This window comes from Parabacteroides faecis, assembly GCF_014647375.1.
GTDB classification, from domain to species: domain Bacteria; phylum Bacteroidota; class Bacteroidia; order Bacteroidales; family Tannerellaceae; genus Parabacteroides; species Parabacteroides faecis.
Map to the genome: position 1 here is coordinate 1 of NZ_BMPB01000019.1, position 17,915 is coordinate 17,915.

Below are 17,915 nucleotides of genomic sequence, written 5' to 3' on the forward strand. Positions count from 1 at the left end.
AACTTGTAAACCGTCAGTTAAAACTGACGGCAAATAAACCTGTAATGGCTAAGTCACTTTGATTAAGGGATAGCTCATTATTGATAATTATTGAACTAATAAATAGCATTGTTTCCGCAGAAAACCGATAGAACAGCACTCTATAAAATAACTCTCCTTAAAGTGTCAAATATTTGGACGCTCATTTGCAAAGTATCACGGAAGCCGATACCTTTACAAAAAAATTGACGTATGCAAACCGGAACAGTTCTTATAGTAGACGATAATAAAAGTGTACTGACCTCACTCGAATTATTACTGGAAGACGAATTCGAACGAATTGAAACAACTTCGAATCCGAACCGTATCCTGTCCGTTCTGGATACAATGCCGGTCGACCTTGTCATTCTCGATATGAATTTCTCCGCCGGAGTCAATACCGGGAACGAAGGCTTATTCTGGCTACGACGTATCCAGGAGATAGCCCCCGGACTGCCTGTTATCATGCTTACCGCCTATGGAGACGTGGAACTGGCTGTCAAGGCACTGAAAAGCGGAGCGGTAGACTTTGTGCTCAAACCCTGGGACAATGATGTCCTGCTGGAAAAGATACATACCGCTTTACAGGCTGCCGAGGAAGAACGAATGAAACAGAATGCCGGAAAGGGCGGGATCACCCCTCCCTCTGAACCGGCAATGATCATCGGGCACTCACCTGTTATGATGAAGCTGATCAAGATTGTAACCAAAGTTGCCAAAACGGATGCGAACGTACTGATCACCGGGGAAAACGGGACGGGTAAAGAGATGCTCGCCCGCGAAATTCACCGGCTGTCCCTCCGCAGCCGCCGGGAGATGATCAATGTCGATATGGGAGCCGTCAGCGAATCTCTGTTTGAAAGCGAACTGTTCGGACACGAAAAAGGAGCCTTTACCGATGCCCGTGAAAGCCGTCCGGGTAAATTTGAGGCTGCCAGTGGAAGTACCTTGTTCCTGGATGAGATCGGCAACCTCCCGGTCGGGTTACAGGCCAAACTGCTCGCTGCCCTCCAGAATCGTGAAGTGACCCGCCTGGGAAGTAACAGGAAAATCCCGGTTGATATACGCCTGATCGCCGCCACCAACCGGAACCTGCCGGAAATGGTCGGACAATCGCTTTTCCGTGAAGATCTGTTCTACCGTATCAACACTATCCAGATAGAGATCCCGCCGTTACGGAACCGACGGGAAGACATTCCCCTTTTCATCGATTATTTCCTGAAAAAATATACCACCCAGTACAAACAAACAGGTATGACGATCCACCCGCAGGCCATGAACAAGCTGGAACGGTACGACTGGCCGGGTAATATACGCGAACTGCAACATACCATCGAAAAGGCCGTGATCCTCGCCGAGAAAAATGTGATCCGTGCCACCGACCTCTTTATCCGTCCCGGGAAAACCGTCTCGTTCACCGAAGCTCCCAACCTGGGGGAAGTGGAACGGAAGACCATCGAAGCAGCCATCACCCAAAACGACGGGAACCTGACTGCTGCTGCCGAACAACTGGGCGTAAGCCGGCAAACCTTATATAACAAACTAAAACGATTCAACCTGTGAAACGGATGTTCAGCACACGCATCTATCTGAAGATAGTCTTCCAGGTGGTGATCATCGTCATCGTCGCCGGCCTGGGATTAACCGGTATTGTCAGTGGCAAGGCCATCATCCTGGGATGTGTCACCCTGCTGATCGCCTTATGGCTGATCGGCGTCCTCGTTTATTTCCTGAACGCATCGAACCGCCGTATCCAATTATTCCTGGATGCCATCGAAGATAATGAATCGATGCTTTACTTTCCCGAAAACACCGGACCGAAAGAACAACAACGCCTCCATACAGCATTCAACCGCATCCACGGCCTGATGACGGAAAGCAAACAGAAAGAGTTTGAACGTGAACTGTTACGGAAAGAATACGAATCCTACGATAAACTGATGCATGTCCTGACCCACGAGATCATGAATTCGATCGCCCCGATCGTATCCCTTTCAGGGACACTTCTCTCCTATTACCGGAATAACGAGACGACCAAAAGCAGCGACGAGATCACCGATGCCACGATACGCAAAACGGTACGCGGACTGGATACGATCAAGAGCCAGGGGCAGAGCCTCATGAACTTTACCAATTCATACCGGCAACTTGCCCGCTTACAAGCTCCTAATCCCAAACCTTTCTCCCTCTCCCACCAGGTCCGTAACATCGAACTATTGTTCCAGTCAGACCTGCAACGGTTACAGATCGGCCTGAATGTCTATCTATACCAGGAAGAAATAACGGTGGATGCAGACGAAGAATTACTTTCGCAGGTACTGATCAATTTATTGAAAAATGCGATAGAAGCATTGGATGAACAGGATAACGGAGAGATAACACTCGCCGTAAAACAATCCGGCAACACCACCCTGATCGAGATCACGGATAACGGACCGGGCATTCCTTATGATCTGCAGGAAGATATATTCGTACCCTTTTTCACCACCAAAAGCCAAGGAAGCGGCATCGGCCTTAGCCTCTCACGCCAGATCATACGTATGCACGGGGGCGAACTTCAGGTATATTCGCAACCCTATGCCGAAACACGTTTTACGATCTCGCTGCCCTCAACGGCGGGGAATTTCCACACGTGAAGAGAGCGGATAACGCAATCCTCGGGATGATTTGTAATAGACCTCCGCAGCCCCGATCTTCAACTTGGCACGTATCTTGACCGGAATATGGTTTTCATCATCTCCGATCCATATCTCGGCTGCCGCCTTACTTTGGGTGAATGCATCGTCATAAATATCAATGAAGAAATGACGGGTACGATATTTCAGTGCCTCGTTACGTTCCACAATCTGCTGTCCGGTATAACGGAAACTGATATTGATACGCTCACGCCCGATCGCCACATGGAAAGGGAACTCATCCCCATATTGCATCTTATCCCAATCCAGCGACCGGAGATACATGGTAGCCCCCAGCATATCGAACATATACTGTTCCGAAACGATCATCGTATCGATCTTTGTCCGTGAAGGTGTATACCGATGGGAATGTGCGGATGTCTTTCCATCCTGATAAGAGAATTTCAGATCATCGATCAGATAGTAATCATTCTCATTGACCCGTTTCTCACTTCGCAGCAACAACATCTCAGGCGAGAAATAACAATCGATCGTATCGCGCATGGAGTAGACCTTCTCGAACATGCCGGAAGTCCGGAACAACAGGCGATAATGATAGGCCGTCTCTCCTTTATAACGGGCATTCTTGACAGACAAAGTGGCCTGCCCCGCACGCGGCATCAGAATGCCCCATTTGAAGTAAAGCTCGTACTGCACCTCCTCACCGGCACTGAAACGCTCTTTCACCGGAATAGTTTGCGCACCGGTCACTTCCGGAAGAAGCAACAACCAGCCAAGCAGGAAGAAACCGATCGCCTTAGAACGGCATTCCCATACTACCACTGCTACTGCGCGAAGAAGACTTCTGTTGTCCTTCATCTTTATAATTTCTTTTCTTCTTGGTTGCCTCTTTAGGCTTATTCTTTGTAATCTCGATAGGTTTCTGTTTTGCCCACGGGGTCGCTTTGACATTCCAGGTCTCTTCTACCTGCCAGTTCTGCATCACATTATACTTCACTGGTGAGTAGAAGACTTCTTCCGGCTGCCGCTTTTCGGCATAATTGCCGGTATCCCATTTTCCGTTGTCATTCAGGTCGACCACCAGACGGACATAATATTTATCCGGCTTCAGGTCCATGAACAGGGCACCTCCGTTCTTTACCTTCGTTTTCCTTATCGCGACATCACTACCGTTCAGCAATTCGACATAAGCTGTCGTATCTATTCCTTCTATATTCAGATACAGATGGCCGTATTCATCTTCTTTCTTGATCTTGAACTCACTCGAATACGGTTCGTTCCATTTGTCATAGAGGCTGAATACCGTTGCCGAATCCACAGACAACCGATACTCTTCGCCATATTTCCACGGACGACGGATAAAGTAGTTCAGGGTGTTGACAGAATCCCTGAAAAAGTCGAAATCGACCGGTGTCCAGACCGTATCGACCTTCTGATCCAAATAAAAGACCTCTTTCGGCAGGTCGAGAACCGGTTCATTGAACGTCACGGACACGGTATCGAACAAGTCCATCGAAGTCGGTGCATCGATCTGCATACCGAGGAAGACGATCGGTTCAGGCTCATCATCTTTCTTCTTTTTCTTCTTTTCCGGACGATGGCGCATCAGGAACTGAAGCGTATCGGTTTGCGGCCGGAGAATATTCAACGAGTCGCTTTTCGGATAGGAAAGTTCTACCAGCAAAGTATCCTGTTTCCATACCATCGAATCGGTCAGCCAGAAATTGACTCCCGTACCTCCTTCCGTTTCCTGTGTAAAGAACCAGGCTGAATCGGCTGGAGTAAAGTTGATCGGCTTCGGCAACGGTATCGTATCCAACGGCGCGTTAAAACGGATGGTCAACAGATTTTCCTGCTGGCGTTCCGGTTTCAGGAGATATTGCCGCATGAAGTTTTCTTTGAACAGACGCAGTTGAATATCGTCCGGGAAATAGCGGGTATAGGCTACCGTCCGGATCGTATCGATGGTCAGGCTGTCTTTCCACAGCGTATCCTGGCGGCTGGTAAGTTCCAGCGAGGGGATAATGATGGAGTCGTTGAATGCGATCTCTTCGCCCGGCTGGTCGAACTTATAGTCGCGGTTGACATCGTTCAGACCGAATATGCGGTAACTGCCCGGAGAGATATTACGGATAGTGAACTCCCCTTTATCGTTTGTTCGTGAAGTACGGTCGAAAGGCAATTTTACAAAAGCCGAATCTTCCAGGTTCTTATGCAGACCGACCGTAATGCCGGGCATCGGTTCCAGGTTTTCCGCGTTCAGCAAGACACCTGACACCTCCAGCGTATCAATCACATCACCGGTAGAGAATGCAAAAGAGAAATTCTCGAACACATTCTTCTCATTATTATCGGAGATCGAGTTGGTGAAGTCGATCGTATAGGTCGTATTCTCTTTCAAGGTATCTTTCAGCTCGACCACAACTTTTTTCCCCGCGGCACGGATTACCGGCAACTGCATCTGCGGCGGCGTAATGATCACATTCTCCGACGGCTTGTCCAGCTGCACCAGTTCATCAAACAGGATTTCCACCTTCTTCCCCTTATAGTTTGTCTGGTTCGGGGCCGGAAGGCTGCTGACAAATTTAGGAGGCGCTTCATCGTAAGGCCCTCCGTTCGGAGAAGCCATATTGGCACATGAATACATGGTTACCAACAGAAAAAGGCCACATACTGCCAGTAATAAATTGTTTATATATCTGTTACCCATTCAATCTCTTTTTATTCAAATGGCAAAAATAGGGAAAAATCCGATGACAAACAGTGATATATACGCTAAATTAACGTAAGTACACCCTAACAAATCAGAAATAAGCAAGTTGCAGCCGACGTACCTAACAGTATCCATACGCATTTATCAGCGTAACTCTACCGCTCGTCTGCATCCGGTAAATATGAACATGAATATGGATTACTTTTCCCTGGAATGAATTAAGCAATAAATCAAAACAGTTTTTCATCATTCCGCGATGATTCTTTGATGACATAATGATTCTAATTACGACATTTAGGTGTTAATATATAAAACAATATATTGATCTGACAACTCGATAATTTCCCGAAAGGTAACTTCCGGGAATCTTTTTATCACAATAATTAACAATTCATATCTCTTACTTCCAGCTTTCAGTTCGTTTTAAAGAAATTCCCACTTCGTTTAAAACGAATTTTTTTTTGTTTTAAACGGAATGAGGGTTTATTTTAAACAAAAAGCCGCGTGAATATATGTTAAAACAGCTCTGTTTAGTCCCTTTTTTATTCTTGAATTTTATGTTTTGTAGCAGTTTCTTGATCTGGAAGCTGTCGGATACGAACCATAACAGTAGTGACATAATTCTCGATGAGATCTTTTATCAAAGAAAAAGTTTCGTTTTATCTATTTTTTTGTATGATTCGAAACGGTTAATCGGGCTATTACGTTCAATATGACAATACGAAAACCGGCTACGTTTGCATAAAAATAGCCACTACCGTCCTGGGCCCCATAGAAGCTCTTCAGGAACTACTTAAAATAGCATTTTGACAATTTTATTTTTTAAGTTGATTGGGAGATCTGTTTCAGATACCTGAACCCGATCCGGCAATACAAACATTTTTTCTTCTCGCAATACTCCCGTTTCAACTGGACAAGCGCCTGGCTGTCTCCGGCATGACCTGTTTTTATCCCTGCCTGAGTAAAACCGGAAACGATCGCATTCTTCTCCGGCGGAAGACTTTCAAGGATATGGATGGCGCGGTCGCAATATTCCGGCTGTTTACTCCTGACCCCATAGGCAAAAAGCACCGGTACTACCGTATTTATCAACAGGATACACAAAGAATTTTCCCCCACCTGCTTTTCCTTCCGGGCAGAAACAGAACGGAAGTTATAATGCGTTTCCCAATAAACAGAAGGAGAGACACGAAAGCATTGTTTGATCCGGCCGATACTACCCACGGCCAGTATAACAGAAAACAGGGTATCGTACTGCGTCCAGACAGCAGCCAACTGTGCCAGTTTCAGGCATGGGAAATTAACCGGACGGATACGCAGGCTTCTGAACTGGGAAGGATCGAGCGGCGTCAACCCGAATTTATGCCGAAGAAACCGGTATTCGCGTTGTAACAAACGGTAATAAGGACAATCGAGCGTTTCATCCAGCATCCCCGCCTGTCCGAACAACATCGCCTCTACCTGCGAATGACTACCGCGTTGTTTTTGAATACAGCGTAGCGGCAGACTTTTTGCCAGGCGTTCGAAAATATCGTTATTCACTCCGAAACCGAAGTTACGGGTTAAAGTAATATAAAAGACTTCATTCCAATCACCACCGTACAGGTCCAGCAAACGGAAAATATCAGCAGTCTTACGCTCCAGCCGCTCCCCCAGCAAAGCATCCAGCCAGGAAGATATATACAACGGTTCTATTTCCGGAATATATCCCAGGCACGGCATGGCCACTTCGCGGTACAACAACCAGTCTATATTTTTAACGATAGCTTCCGGAACAATCAGTTTTAGTTGGGGGATCGGCTCACCGTCCGTTCGCCTCACCTCACAATCGACACACTCCACAACATGCAGGATAACGGCATCATAAGCTTTGTCTTTATCATGACGATGGACCAGCCAATCGGATGCCCGGGTATGAATCTCCACACTGCCGCCCCATAGGGTATCAGCTATTTTTATCTTTGCATTGAAGAAGTCCGGTCCGGCATCGGAATTGAGTGTTCCGGGATCGATAACAGAGACGGGACGACCATCGGTGGTAAGAAGCGGCATTGCCGGATACAGTTTGTATTTCCAAACATAATGTAATAAACGTTCCATATTCTTTTCAGAGTTAAGATTTATGCCACAAATCTAATTCATTTTCTTTATATTTGCACCCCTGAAGGCTAAGTTATTAGCCATATTAATTCATTTTATTCTGAAAAGATATGAAGATTGCACTTATCGGTTACGGAAAGATGGGGAAAACCATCGAGCAAATCGCACTCAGCAGAGGACACCAGATCGTCTCTATCGTAGATATAAACAACCCGGAAGAATTTCAGTCTGTTAATTTCAAGAGCGCAGACGTTGCCATCGAGTTCACGACTCCCGCCACGGCTTTCGATAATTATATGAAAAGTTTCGCTGCCGGCGTTCCCGTGGTTTCCGGGACGACAGGCTGGTTGGACCGTATCAGTGAAATAAAAGAGAAATGTGAAAAGGAAGGCAAGACATTCTTCTATGCTTCCAATTTCAGTATCGGGGTAAACATCTTTTTCGCCCTCAACAAATATCTGGCGAAAATCATGAATAATTTCCCTTCTTACAATATCAGCATGACGGAAACGCATCATATCCACAAGTTGGATGCTCCGAGCGGAACAGCTATCACGTTGGCAGAAGGTATCCTTGAGAACGTAGACCGGAAAGAACGCTGGACGCTGGAAACAGCCGAACAACCGACTGACCTGCCGATCCATGCTATCCGTGAAGGGGAAGTGCCGGGTATCCATGAAGTGACCTATGAATCGGACGTCGACTATATCAGCATCAAGCATGATGCCAAGAGCCGTGCCGGTTTCGCTCTCGGCGCTGTCGTTGCAGCCGAGTTTACTGCCGGGAAAAAAGGCTTCCTCGGTATGGATGATATGCTTAAATTTTAATTCCACAGATTAATCTACAAATGAAAAAGTTTTCCAAGAAACAATGGATCAAGTTCGGCATCTCAGCCGTATTGTATATACTCTTTTCGATCTGGATGCAGAACCTCTGGTTGTTGCTGGGATTGATCGTGCTGGTGGATATCTTCCTGACAAAATACATTCCCTGGGGCGCCTGGAAACGGTCGAAGAACCCGAGTGTACGGAATGCATTGGAATGGGTGGACGATATCCTGTTCGCACTGATCGCCGTTTATTTCATCAATCTGTTCATCTTCCAGAACTACCAGATCCCGAGTTCTTCGCTGGAGAAATCGTTGCTTGTGGGCGATTATCTGTTCGTGAGCAAGTTGAGCTACGGTCCGCGCGTACCGAACACGCCGTTATCATTTCCGTTGGTACAAAACACACTGCCGTTCTTCAACTGCAAGTCGTATCTGGACTGGCCGGAATGGGGGTATAAACGTGTAAAGGGTTTTGGACATGTAAAACGTAACGATATCGTAGTGTTTAACTTCCCGGCTGGTGACACAGTTGCCCTGAATGTACAGAATCCGAGCTACGACGAACTGGTTGCCCAGTACGGACGTGAAGCCATCCGGCTGGATAAAAAGACATTCGGAGATGTCATTTATCGCCCCGTAGATAAACGTGAGAATTATGTAAAACGTTGTATCGGTCTACCGGGCGACACGATCGAGCTACGTAACAATCAGGTATATATCGATGGAAAACCCGCCAAGAATCCGGAGAACATGCAGTTTAACTACTTTGTTGAAACAGACGGTTCGCCTCTTACGGAGGAACAATTCCGCCTGATGGAGGTAAGCAAAAGCGACCGGATACTGGCCTCCAACAACGGGTATTTCCAGGATCTGATGTCATTCCTCGGTTTCGAGCCGATCGCACCCGGACAGTTCAACCCGGTTTATCATTTGCCGCTCACCAAGAAGGCGCTGGCCATTGCAGAGAAACTACCTTCTGTGAAAAAGATCGTTATCGAGCCGGATGCCTGGTCAGGATCGACTTATCCGGCCTGGTATAAAACCGGTTGGTCACGTGACAACTTCGGTCCGCTATGGATACCGAAAAAAGGAGCGACAATTCCGCTGAACGAACGTAACATCGCCCTGTACGGCCGTTGCATCAAGAATTACGAAAACAATACACTGGAAGTAAAAGACGGCACCTATTATATCAATGGCAAACCGGAGACAGACTATACATTCAAATATGATTATTACTGGATGATGGGTGATAACCGCCATAACAGTGCCGACAGCCGTTCGTGGGGATTCGTTCCGGAAGATCATATCGTAGGAAAACCGATCCTGATCTGGCTGTCACTGGATAAAGACCGTAGCCTGTTCGACGGTGGTATCCGCTGGAACCGTCTGTTCCGCATGGTGCACCCGGATTGACAGTTGACATATTGATTCTATGGCAAAACAGACCTTCATATCTGCTGTAAAATGGCTGGCTACGATCGCGTTGCTGGCTGGAGGCGTTATGGCAGTCCGTTACTATTGTATGGAGTCATTCCGTGTATCGACCGATTCTATGGAGGCTGCATTACATAAAGGCGATTATATCCTGGTCAACAAGTTGCCGTTGAAAGATAATCCCGGACGTAACAGGGTGGTTTTATTCACCAGCCCGTTGCTGAAAGATACCGTTTCAAACCCTTTATTCCTGAGTCGTTGTATCGGTATGCCCGGCGATACGATCCGTGTCGGCAACGATGGCTATCGGGTCAACGGCAAACTGATCCCTCATTCCCCCCAATCGCTCAACCGTTATATGGTGACGAAGGCCGGGCAGAACGAGTTATCAGCCGTACAGAAGAAACTGAATATACCCATCAGGGAATGGAAAGAAGAGGCATTCGGCTTCTCCCTCTACCTTACCTCTTTCGAAGAATATCAGATCAGGGAGGAGTTATCGGAAGACACCAATATCCATTTTATAAAAGACCATACGGATAGTTATGAACTGATCGTTCCCCGGAAAGGTAGAGCTTACCGACTCGATGCAGCCGCATTGACTGCCTGCCGTGAAGCAATTCAGACTGAAGCCGGCGACAAAGCGGTATTCCGCAACGGGAAATTATTCCTCGACGGCCGGGAAACAGATTTCTTCTTCTTCGATCAGGATTATTACTGGATGCTTTCGGACAATACCAACGAAGCGATAGACTCCCGCCATCTGGGATTCATCCCCCGCGATCATATCATAGGAAACGCCTGGTTCTGCTGGTATAGCAAAGACAGGCAACGAATATTTAAACCCGTAAACTGATCATGCAACCTGTATATATTTCATCGGCCTACCTGGGCCCGGTACAACAATACTGTAAACTTTTCCAATTTGAAGAAGTACGGATCGAAACAGCCGAAAACTACCTGAAACAAACCTATCGCAACCGCTGTACAATAGCAGCCGCCAACGGTCCGCTATCGCTCTCCGTCCCCATTATCAAGCCCGACACTCCGAAGTGCCCGACAAAGGATATCCGCATATCCGATCATGGAAACTGGCGCCATCTACACTGGAATGCGTTAATATCTGCTTATAATATGAGTCCTTTCTTTGAATATTATGAAGAAGAGTTCGCCCCGTTTTATGAAAAGAAGTTCGATTTCCTGTTCGACTTCAATGAAGAGTTACGCAGGTTGGTTTGCCGTTTACTGGATTTACAGCCGAACATTGTCTATACGGAAACATATATGCCGGAAGTAGTGAATGATTTCCGGGAGATCATCCGCCCGAAACACGAAGGGGAAGATCCAGACTTCATCCCGCAACCCTATTACCAGGTATTCCGGGATAAATTCGGATTCCTCCCCAACTTAAGTATCGTAGACTTACTATTTAATATGGGACCGGAAGGAATACTTATTTTGCGCGATTCCGTCCGCCATTCATAGCAGTTACTTGTTCAAATCTTCAAAAAGATATTTACCAACGCTGAATTTCACACTCAGACGTTTCGGGATGACAACAACCTCACCTGTTTTGGGGTTGCGGGCCGGACGACTATTCTGCTCTCTTGGAGAAAGAGTACCAAAACCTTTCAGTACTATCGGGTCTCTCTGACGAAGTGCATCAGTCGCAACAGAACAAAATGCTTCGAGCATTGCATCTACATCTTTTTTACTACAACCACTTTCAGCAGCTATAGCTGCAATTAAATCTGACCGTTTCATTTGCTTTTATTAATTAAAGTACAACCTTTGTTAAAAAAATTCTCTTGGTAAAATCTCAGATTAGTTGAATATTAATGGATACAAACGTAATCAAAAATATTAAGTATCTACTCTTTTTGCTGATTTATTTTTAATTACGGTATAAAAATAATACTATTCGGCAATATATACTGGAAAATATCCAAAGACAACATAAAATAAAGCTTTTAACTCTATCTACAGGCCTTTTACTTCAAAAATATTACCTTTGTAACATTGTTTTTCAAGACGAATAAAGATTTGTCTTCAACAGTAACCTATGACAAAAAAGATTTCAACGATATTGCTAATTATAATGACAGGATTATTCTCTTGCACACAGTTGCGGGCAGAGATAGACCGGGCCCTGACTGACAGCTTATGCAATGTCTTGAAAAACACGAAAGACCCGGCTCAAAAATTGCCTGTATTACTTTATTTATCCCAACTGTACTGGCAAAAACCAGAAGAAGCTTCTTATCTGAAAGAACTAGTCGACCTGTCCACTGAGCTCGATTCTCTGAACTACGTTTACGATGGATATTCAAAATTATGCCGTTACTATTTCAACGATTCTCAGTTAGACAGCCTGATCATCATGAAAAATCGATTGGACTCAATCTGTCGACAACATTCGGTGACACCCCCAGTATTTTTTCAGGTCAGAAATCTATTATGCAAATATTATCAGGGAGAATTAAACTATGAGCTGGCTATCAGTGAGGCTTTTAAACTATTGAACGATGCTAAAAAAGCACAAAACGATTATGCATTGATGCTGGCAAACCAAAGTATAGGATTTGCTTATCAAGCTATGGGCCGAAATAAAGAAGCCGTTGTTGCATACCGTAAAGGACTGGAATACTTACATAAGTTAAAGGACAACCCGATTTATGAAATACAATATCTATCAGAAATGCTCCCATCGTTTCTGGATGAAAACCTATTGGCTGAATCCAGGCAAATACTGGACAGATACAACGAACTGTATCAGATCGCAAGTAAAATATTTGAAACTAAAGGAATCCCCTACCGATCTATATGGCATCGCTGGCTGTTCAATAGCTATTACGCTGAATTATATATGAAAATGGGACAGCTTGACAAAGCAGGAAAATATATAAAAGAAGCAAGCAAATATACGGCCAACTCGACCGAAGAAAACATGAAATACCCATATTACCGCATAAAAGCTCTGTACCATCTCAAGACAAAAGATTACCAAAAGGCACTTGAAGAGATCGACAAGGGATTGGATATCGAAGTACAGCCCAATTACCTGAAACTAAAGATCGAGATTCTGCGTGCCGACGGGCAAAAAGCCAACGCAATAGCAACTTATGAAGACCTGTTCGCTTTGGATGCACAGATAAAAACAGAGGCATTCGACCGCCAGATTTCCCAACTCCGCCTATTAAACGACCTGAACGACCAGGAACAGCAAACGTTCGAATTACAACGGCAAAACGATGAACTGGCAATGCAGCGACAATTGGTAAGAATGGGTATGTGGATTTCACTGTTATTGCTGGTCCTTTTATCCCTACTGGTTTGTTATTTTCTGCATTCCAATAAACTGAAAAATGCGTTGCAAAGGGAAAAAGACTCATTGGTGGAACTGGAAAAACAATTACAGATCGCCAAAGAAAAAGCAGAAGAAACAGACCGGCAAAAGACTGCTTTCATTGCGAAAGTCAGCCATGAAATACGCACCCCTTTGAATGCGATCGTCGGGTTCTCCAAACTATTAGGCGAAGAGGACGATTTCTACTCAGAAGAGGAAAAGCTCGAATTTGCCGGATTAATCAAAAGCAACTTCGAACTGCTGATGGCTATAGTAAACAACATACTCGACCTCTCGCTGCTGGAAGCCGGTAGAGTAAAACCAGCCATAGACGCTTACGATGCCATAGCCTGTTGCCGGGAAGTCATAGAAGAAATAAAGCATCTCATACTCCCCAGAGTAAGACTGACATTTATCCCACCTGTCGAACAGTATATGTTAAACACAGACAAACAGCGTTTCAAACAAATCCTGATAAACCTACTGGGAAATGCCGCCAAATTCACCCGCGACGGAGAAATTAGACTCACATTCGAAATAGAGCCGAATCTCCACCAGATCCGGTTGTCGGTAACAGACACAGGATGTGGCATTCCTATTGAGAAGCATCCGCACATATTCGACCGATTCGAAAAAGTAAACGAATTTGTCCAGGGGGCTGGCTTAGGATTAGCAATCAGTCTGCTAATCGCCCAACTACTAAAAGGCAGTTTATACATAGACTCCACCTATACGTCTGGTGCCCGCTTTGTCTTTATCCATCCAATCGGACTTACAAACCAATAACAACCAGGAAGATGCAGCATACTTTTTTCAAATATCATCCTTCTATATGGAAAGTAACAGGATTCTTATTGTTACTTTTCGTCCTACCTGCTTCAGCGATCAAAGAACACAAGACAGAGATAGATAGTCTTAACCGCATTTTATCGGAGCATCCCTCTCCCTGCCGGTCAATTCCCGTGTTATCCCGGCTCGCAAAGCTTCATGAACAGAAACCTGAACAAGTCGTATATCTGAAAGAACAAATAAAGGAAGCAGAAAAGATCGATTCCATCCAGGCCGTCTATGCTGCTCTATCCGAAATTTCCGTTTATTATTATAACATGAAAAACGGAAGCGACAGTTTAACTTACTGGGTACAACAGATCGACTCGATCACCCATAAACGCAACGAGTACCCCGACGTATTGTTCAGGGCTAAATCATTGTATTGCCAGGATTTATTATGGAGTGGCAATTATGAAGAATCCATGAACCGCATAACCGATCTATATCAACTGGCAGTAGAGAAAAAGCAAAATTACGGACTTATGCGTTGCTCGGAATGCCTCGGTCAGATCTACCAGGCCATCCGCCGGGACAGTGATGCTGTCGTCGCTTTCCAGGATGGACTCGACCGATTGGAACAACTGGGAGGAGATGAAGAGACCGAACTGCGTTTAATCTCCTATCAGATAGAATCGAACCTGCGAACCGATGCGTATGAAAAGACAGCCGGAATGCTCGCTGCTTATAAAAAGTTGATCGACAAACTAAATGAATTGAATGCCACCCACAACGGCCTGTATGTGGTTAACCGCGAATACTGGCTTTTTTATTCTTTTTATACCGACCTGTATCTACAAGAGAATAAATTAGATAAAGCCAAGGAAGCGCTCGATATGGCAACTCGTTTCGAAGGTAGCGAATTTGTAGAAGGCGATTATGCCTGCAGAGTCTATCTGAGCGTAAAGTCCCGTTATTATGCCCAAACCGGCAATCTCTCTACTGCCTTATATTACATTGACAAACTATTGGAAGAAAAGCGTTTGCCGGAAGCATTGCTACTGAAAGTCGATATGTTGAAAAAACAAGGTAAACAGGATGAAGTATTGGCACTCTATGACGAAATAGATACATATAACACGAAAAGAAACGATGAAATGTTTCTGCGCCAGGTCAATCAATTACGCACCTTGCACGATATAAATTTCGAAATTGCGTTAAAAGAAAAAATAAAGAACAACCAGAAACAGATCAGACAGGAACGTTATCAGCTGATCTTTTTTATCTCACTGATCATCATATTAATAATAATTCTATACATTCTATACATTTACATTCGCCGGACACAACGTTTGAAAAACGATTTATTGCAGGAAAAGCACACTTTGCTGGAGTCAAAAGAGAAACTGATACTTGAAACGATGCGAGCCGATGAAGCCAGTTATATGAAAAGTTCTTTCATCGCAGATATGAGCCATGAGATACGTACACCTTTAAACGCAATTGCCGGTTTCTCCGAATTACTGATAGATGAAGCAACCGAGTCAAAAGAAAAAAAAGAATATTCCGCTATTATCCAAAATAACACGGACTTGATGTTGACATTGGTAAATGACGTACTCGACCTGTCGAAAATGAAGACAGGCGATATGAGTTTCAATTTACAGAAAGTTCCCCTGGCTGAATGTTGCCAGAAGGCTCTCGACAGCATCCGGCAGAGTGTCCACGAAGGAGTGGCACTGACATTTAATCCGGCTCCGGAACAGGTCATAATAAAAACGGATGTCATGCGCCTGCAACAATTATTTACAAACCTTCTGGACAATGCGATCAAGTTTACAGAAAAAGGCGAAATCAACCTTGCTTATAGCCTGGAAGCCGACAGAAAACAAGTGCGCATAACGGTAACCGACACCGGGACAGGCATCCCTCCGGAAATACAGGAAGAGATATTCAAACGTTTTAAAAAACAGGATGACAGCAAGGCCGGGACAGGACTGGGACTTCCTATATGCTATTATATCGCTGAACATTTAAGCGGGCCGGGCAAGATATTTCTGGATACTTCCTATACCGCCGGAGCCCGCTTTGTGTTTATTCATCCTTGTGAAACAGACGTTCCCGTCATTTAACAGGCGTCAGTTTTATCGCTTCCAATAATCTTTCCATATCCTGTGGGAAGACATCTCCGATATTACCGATACGGAAGGTGTCGGCATCCGAAATCTTTCCGGGATAAATAACAAAACCTTTCTGTTTTAGGGCTTCATAAAAAGCCGGAAAGTCAAAATCTGCATGAGGATATAAGAAAGAGGTAATGATAGGCCCTTGTGAAGCATCCGGCAATAACGTCTTGAATCCCAATGCACGCATACCATCCACCAAGGTGCGGTGACTCTTTTTATAACGTTCGTAACGGGCAGCGATGCCTCCTTCTTCATTCAGTTCTTTCATTGCCTGGTAAAAGGCACGGACTACATGGGTAGGAGACGTAAAACGCCATTTGCCTCCTCCTTTTTCCATCGTTTCCCATTGTGCATAGATATCCAGTGACAGTGAACGGGCCACCCCTTTACAAGCCATCAGTTTTTCTTTCTTTGCAATGACAAAACCAAAACCGGGAACTCCCTGGATGCATTTATTGGCACTGCTCACCAGAAAATCGATATCTAATTTCTTCATATCGATAGGCACGCCTCCGAAACTACTCATCGCATCCACGATAAACGTGATCCCCTTGCCACGGATCACTTCCGCTACCTCTTCGATCGGATTCAGCAAACCGGTCGTTGTTTCACTGTGCACCATAGACAGATGGGTGATACCCGGATTTTCTTCCAAAGCACGGCGGGCAACTTCTCCTGTGATCAGCTCCGTTTCGTGCAGAGAAACCAATACATGGTCGATATGGTAATATTCCGCAATCTGTGCCATACGTTTTCCGTATGCGCCATTCGCAAGGATCAGCAGCTTGTCGGCCGGTTTTACGGCAGCTCCGATCGTTGCTTCTACGCAGTAAGTGCCGCTTCCCTGTAAAAGCACATCGGTATATTCGTTCTCGTCCAGTCCCGCAATGGCCAGTAAGCCTTTACGGATCGGAGTTACAATTCCTTCATTATAATCTTTATCCCAGGTACACCAATCCTGGAGCATGGCTTCGCGTACAGTCTGTGACGTACTCAACGGGCCGGGAGTGAGTAAAAGATAATTTCTCATTTCAATGGATATGTTATGTCGTTATTTTATCTATTAATTTTCTCAATGCAAGCAGGTAGTTCAGTAATATTATCCAGTACAAAATGGGCACCTGCTGCCAGCATTCGTTCACGCACTTCCCGTTTCAGTTCCGCCAGCTCGTCGGCAGAGCGATGGTTGTATTCTTCCTCCGTAATTCCCATCTCGTTACTTCCTGTTACGATACCGATGCTCCACACCTTCGCATTCAGGCCCTCTTTGATGTCGGCAATCGTATCGCCCACCTTAACGACGTTATCCACAGACGGGATAGCCAGATCGATCATATTCTTATAGATCATATAAGGTGCAGGACGTCCGGCGGGAACATCATCCGGGGTAACCAGGTTATCGACTTCGTAGCCTTTGGCTGCGGCATCAGGACGGACCACATCCATCATAGCCTGTGTATAACCGGTTGTAGAGCCGATCTTTATACCGTCTTCGCGCAACAATTTGATCGTGTCGAGTACGCCCGGTATCGGCGTGGTAAAATTCTTCAGAGAAGCAAACAGATGTTTCTCGAAACTCTGGTACATCTCATTTACATCGGTCATATTCCAGTCGCGGCCATAACGGGCACGGAACTTATCACTGACGTCCGGCATGTTCAGAATTGCTTTGATATGATCAATCTTGAGGAGTCCCATCGGCTCACGTGCCTGACGGTAAGTAATATCGATCCCTTTTTCTTCCGAGAAAACTTTCAGGAAAGCGTTCAGAGGGGCAAAACAACCAAAATCGACGGCCGTTCCGGCCCAGTCCATAATTACACATGAAATCTTCTTCATAACTTATTATTTATACTAATTATTCTTTTATTCCGGCATATCA

At 45.2% G+C, this 17,915-nt stretch carries 15 protein-coding genes; 8 read left to right on the forward strand and 7 right to left on the reverse strand.

What is annotated here, in order from left to right; genetic code table 11:
* The first annotated feature begins 231 nt into the window (after positions 1–231).
* Together IEY67_RS23325 and IEY67_RS23330 are read left to right on the forward strand one after the other, a co-directional pair.
* Positions 232–1,581 carry a sigma-54-dependent transcriptional regulator gene (locus IEY67_RS23325; RefSeq protein WP_122376210.1) on the forward strand — a complete coding sequence of 450 codons (1,350 nt, stop codon included), beginning with the start codon at positions 232–234 and terminating at the stop codon, positions 1,579–1,581.
* Positions 1,582–1,586: 5 nt separating this feature from the next.
* Positions 1,587–2,654, forward strand: a complete 1,068-nt coding sequence (locus tag IEY67_RS23330) for a sensor histidine kinase (protein ID WP_183672053.1) — start codon at positions 1,587–1,589, stop codon at positions 2,652–2,654.
* Here IEY67_RS23330 and IEY67_RS23335 read toward each other — a convergent pair.
* The 4 genes from IEY67_RS23335 to IEY67_RS23350 form a co-directional block, all read right to left on the reverse strand.
* The gene (locus tag IEY67_RS23335) at positions 2,628–3,512 is read right to left on the reverse strand and encodes a DUF3108 domain-containing protein (RefSeq protein ID WP_221267824.1); all 885 of its coding nucleotides are present in this window, start codon (positions 3,510–3,512) and stop codon (positions 2,628–2,630) included. The genes IEY67_RS23330 and IEY67_RS23335 overlap by 27 nt on opposite strands.
* The gene (locus IEY67_RS23340) at positions 3,451–5,364 is read right to left on the reverse strand and encodes an Ig-like domain-containing protein (protein WP_122353500.1); all 1,914 of its coding nucleotides are present in this window, start codon (positions 5,362–5,364) and stop codon (positions 3,451–3,453) included. Before IEY67_RS23340 ends, IEY67_RS23335 begins: the two co-directional genes overlap by 62 nt.
* Before the next feature lie 124 nt (positions 5,365–5,488).
* Positions 5,489–5,641 carry a metallophosphoesterase family protein gene (locus IEY67_RS23345; protein ID WP_189086835.1) on the reverse strand — a complete coding sequence of 51 codons (153 nt, stop codon included), beginning with the start codon at positions 5,639–5,641 and terminating at the stop codon, positions 5,489–5,491.
* A gap of 548 nt (positions 5,642–6,189) precedes the next feature.
* Positions 6,190–7,467, reverse strand: a complete 1,278-nt coding sequence (locus IEY67_RS23350) for a DUF2851 family protein (protein ID WP_183672019.1) — start codon at positions 7,465–7,467, stop codon at positions 6,190–6,192.
* Positions 7,468–7,577: 110 nt separating this feature from the next.
* Between IEY67_RS23350 and dapB the strand changes: the two genes are divergently transcribed.
* The 4 genes from dapB to IEY67_RS23370 are packed head-to-tail and all read left to right on the forward strand — an operon-like array spanning position 7,578 to position 11,218.
* Positions 7,578–8,294, forward strand: a complete 717-nt coding sequence (gene dapB / locus IEY67_RS23355) for a 4-hydroxy-tetrahydrodipicolinate reductase (RefSeq protein WP_122353503.1) — start codon at positions 7,578–7,580, stop codon at positions 8,292–8,294.
* A 20-nt stretch (positions 8,295–8,314) separates the two neighbouring features.
* Entirely contained in the window at positions 8,315–9,712 is a 1,398-nt protein-coding gene (locus IEY67_RS23360) for a S26 family signal peptidase (RefSeq protein ID WP_122353504.1), read from the forward strand.
* 19 nt (positions 9,713–9,731) lie between these two features.
* On the forward strand, positions 9,732–10,589 hold the full coding sequence (gene lepB, locus IEY67_RS23365) for a signal peptidase I (RefSeq protein WP_183672020.1): 858 nt from the start codon (positions 9,732–9,734) through the stop codon (positions 10,587–10,589).
* Positions 10,590–10,591: 2 nt separating this feature from the next.
* Positions 10,592–11,218 (forward strand): WbqC family protein, encoded by a 627-nt coding sequence (locus tag IEY67_RS23370; protein WP_183672021.1) that lies wholly within the window; start codon positions 10,592–10,594, stop codon positions 11,216–11,218.
* A 3-nt stretch (positions 11,219–11,221) separates the two neighbouring features.
* Here the strand turns inward: IEY67_RS23370 and IEY67_RS23375 are convergent, their stop codons facing one another.
* Positions 11,222–11,497 (reverse strand): HU family DNA-binding protein, encoded by a 276-nt coding sequence (locus tag IEY67_RS23375; protein ID WP_122353507.1) that lies wholly within the window; start codon positions 11,495–11,497, stop codon positions 11,222–11,224.
* Positions 11,498–11,831: 334 nt separating this feature from the next.
* Between IEY67_RS23375 and IEY67_RS23380 the strand changes: the two genes are divergently transcribed.
* A complete protein-coding gene (locus IEY67_RS23380; RefSeq protein WP_183672022.1) occupies positions 11,832–13,865 on the forward strand; it encodes an ATP-binding protein in 2,034 nt (677 codons plus the stop codon).
* Between the two features lie 11 nt (positions 13,866–13,876).
* Positions 13,877–15,979 carry a sensor histidine kinase gene (locus IEY67_RS23385; RefSeq protein WP_183672023.1) on the forward strand — a complete coding sequence of 701 codons (2,103 nt, stop codon included), beginning with the start codon at positions 13,877–13,879 and terminating at the stop codon, positions 15,977–15,979.
* On the opposite strand, the gene phnW is transcribed toward IEY67_RS23385, so the two are convergent.
* Positions 15,972–17,063, reverse strand: a complete 1,092-nt coding sequence (phnW, locus tag IEY67_RS23390) for a 2-aminoethylphosphonate--pyruvate transaminase (protein ID WP_183672024.1) — start codon at positions 17,061–17,063, stop codon at positions 15,972–15,974. The two genes, IEY67_RS23385 and phnW, sit on opposite strands and share 8 nt — an antisense overlap.
* A 26-nt stretch (positions 17,064–17,089) precedes the next feature.
* Positions 17,090–17,872: a phosphonoacetaldehyde hydrolase gene (gene phnX, locus IEY67_RS23395; RefSeq protein WP_122376217.1), complete on the reverse strand. Its 783-nt coding sequence runs from the start codon at positions 17,870–17,872 to the stop codon at positions 17,090–17,092.
* Positions 17,873–17,915: the final 43 nt, after the last annotated feature.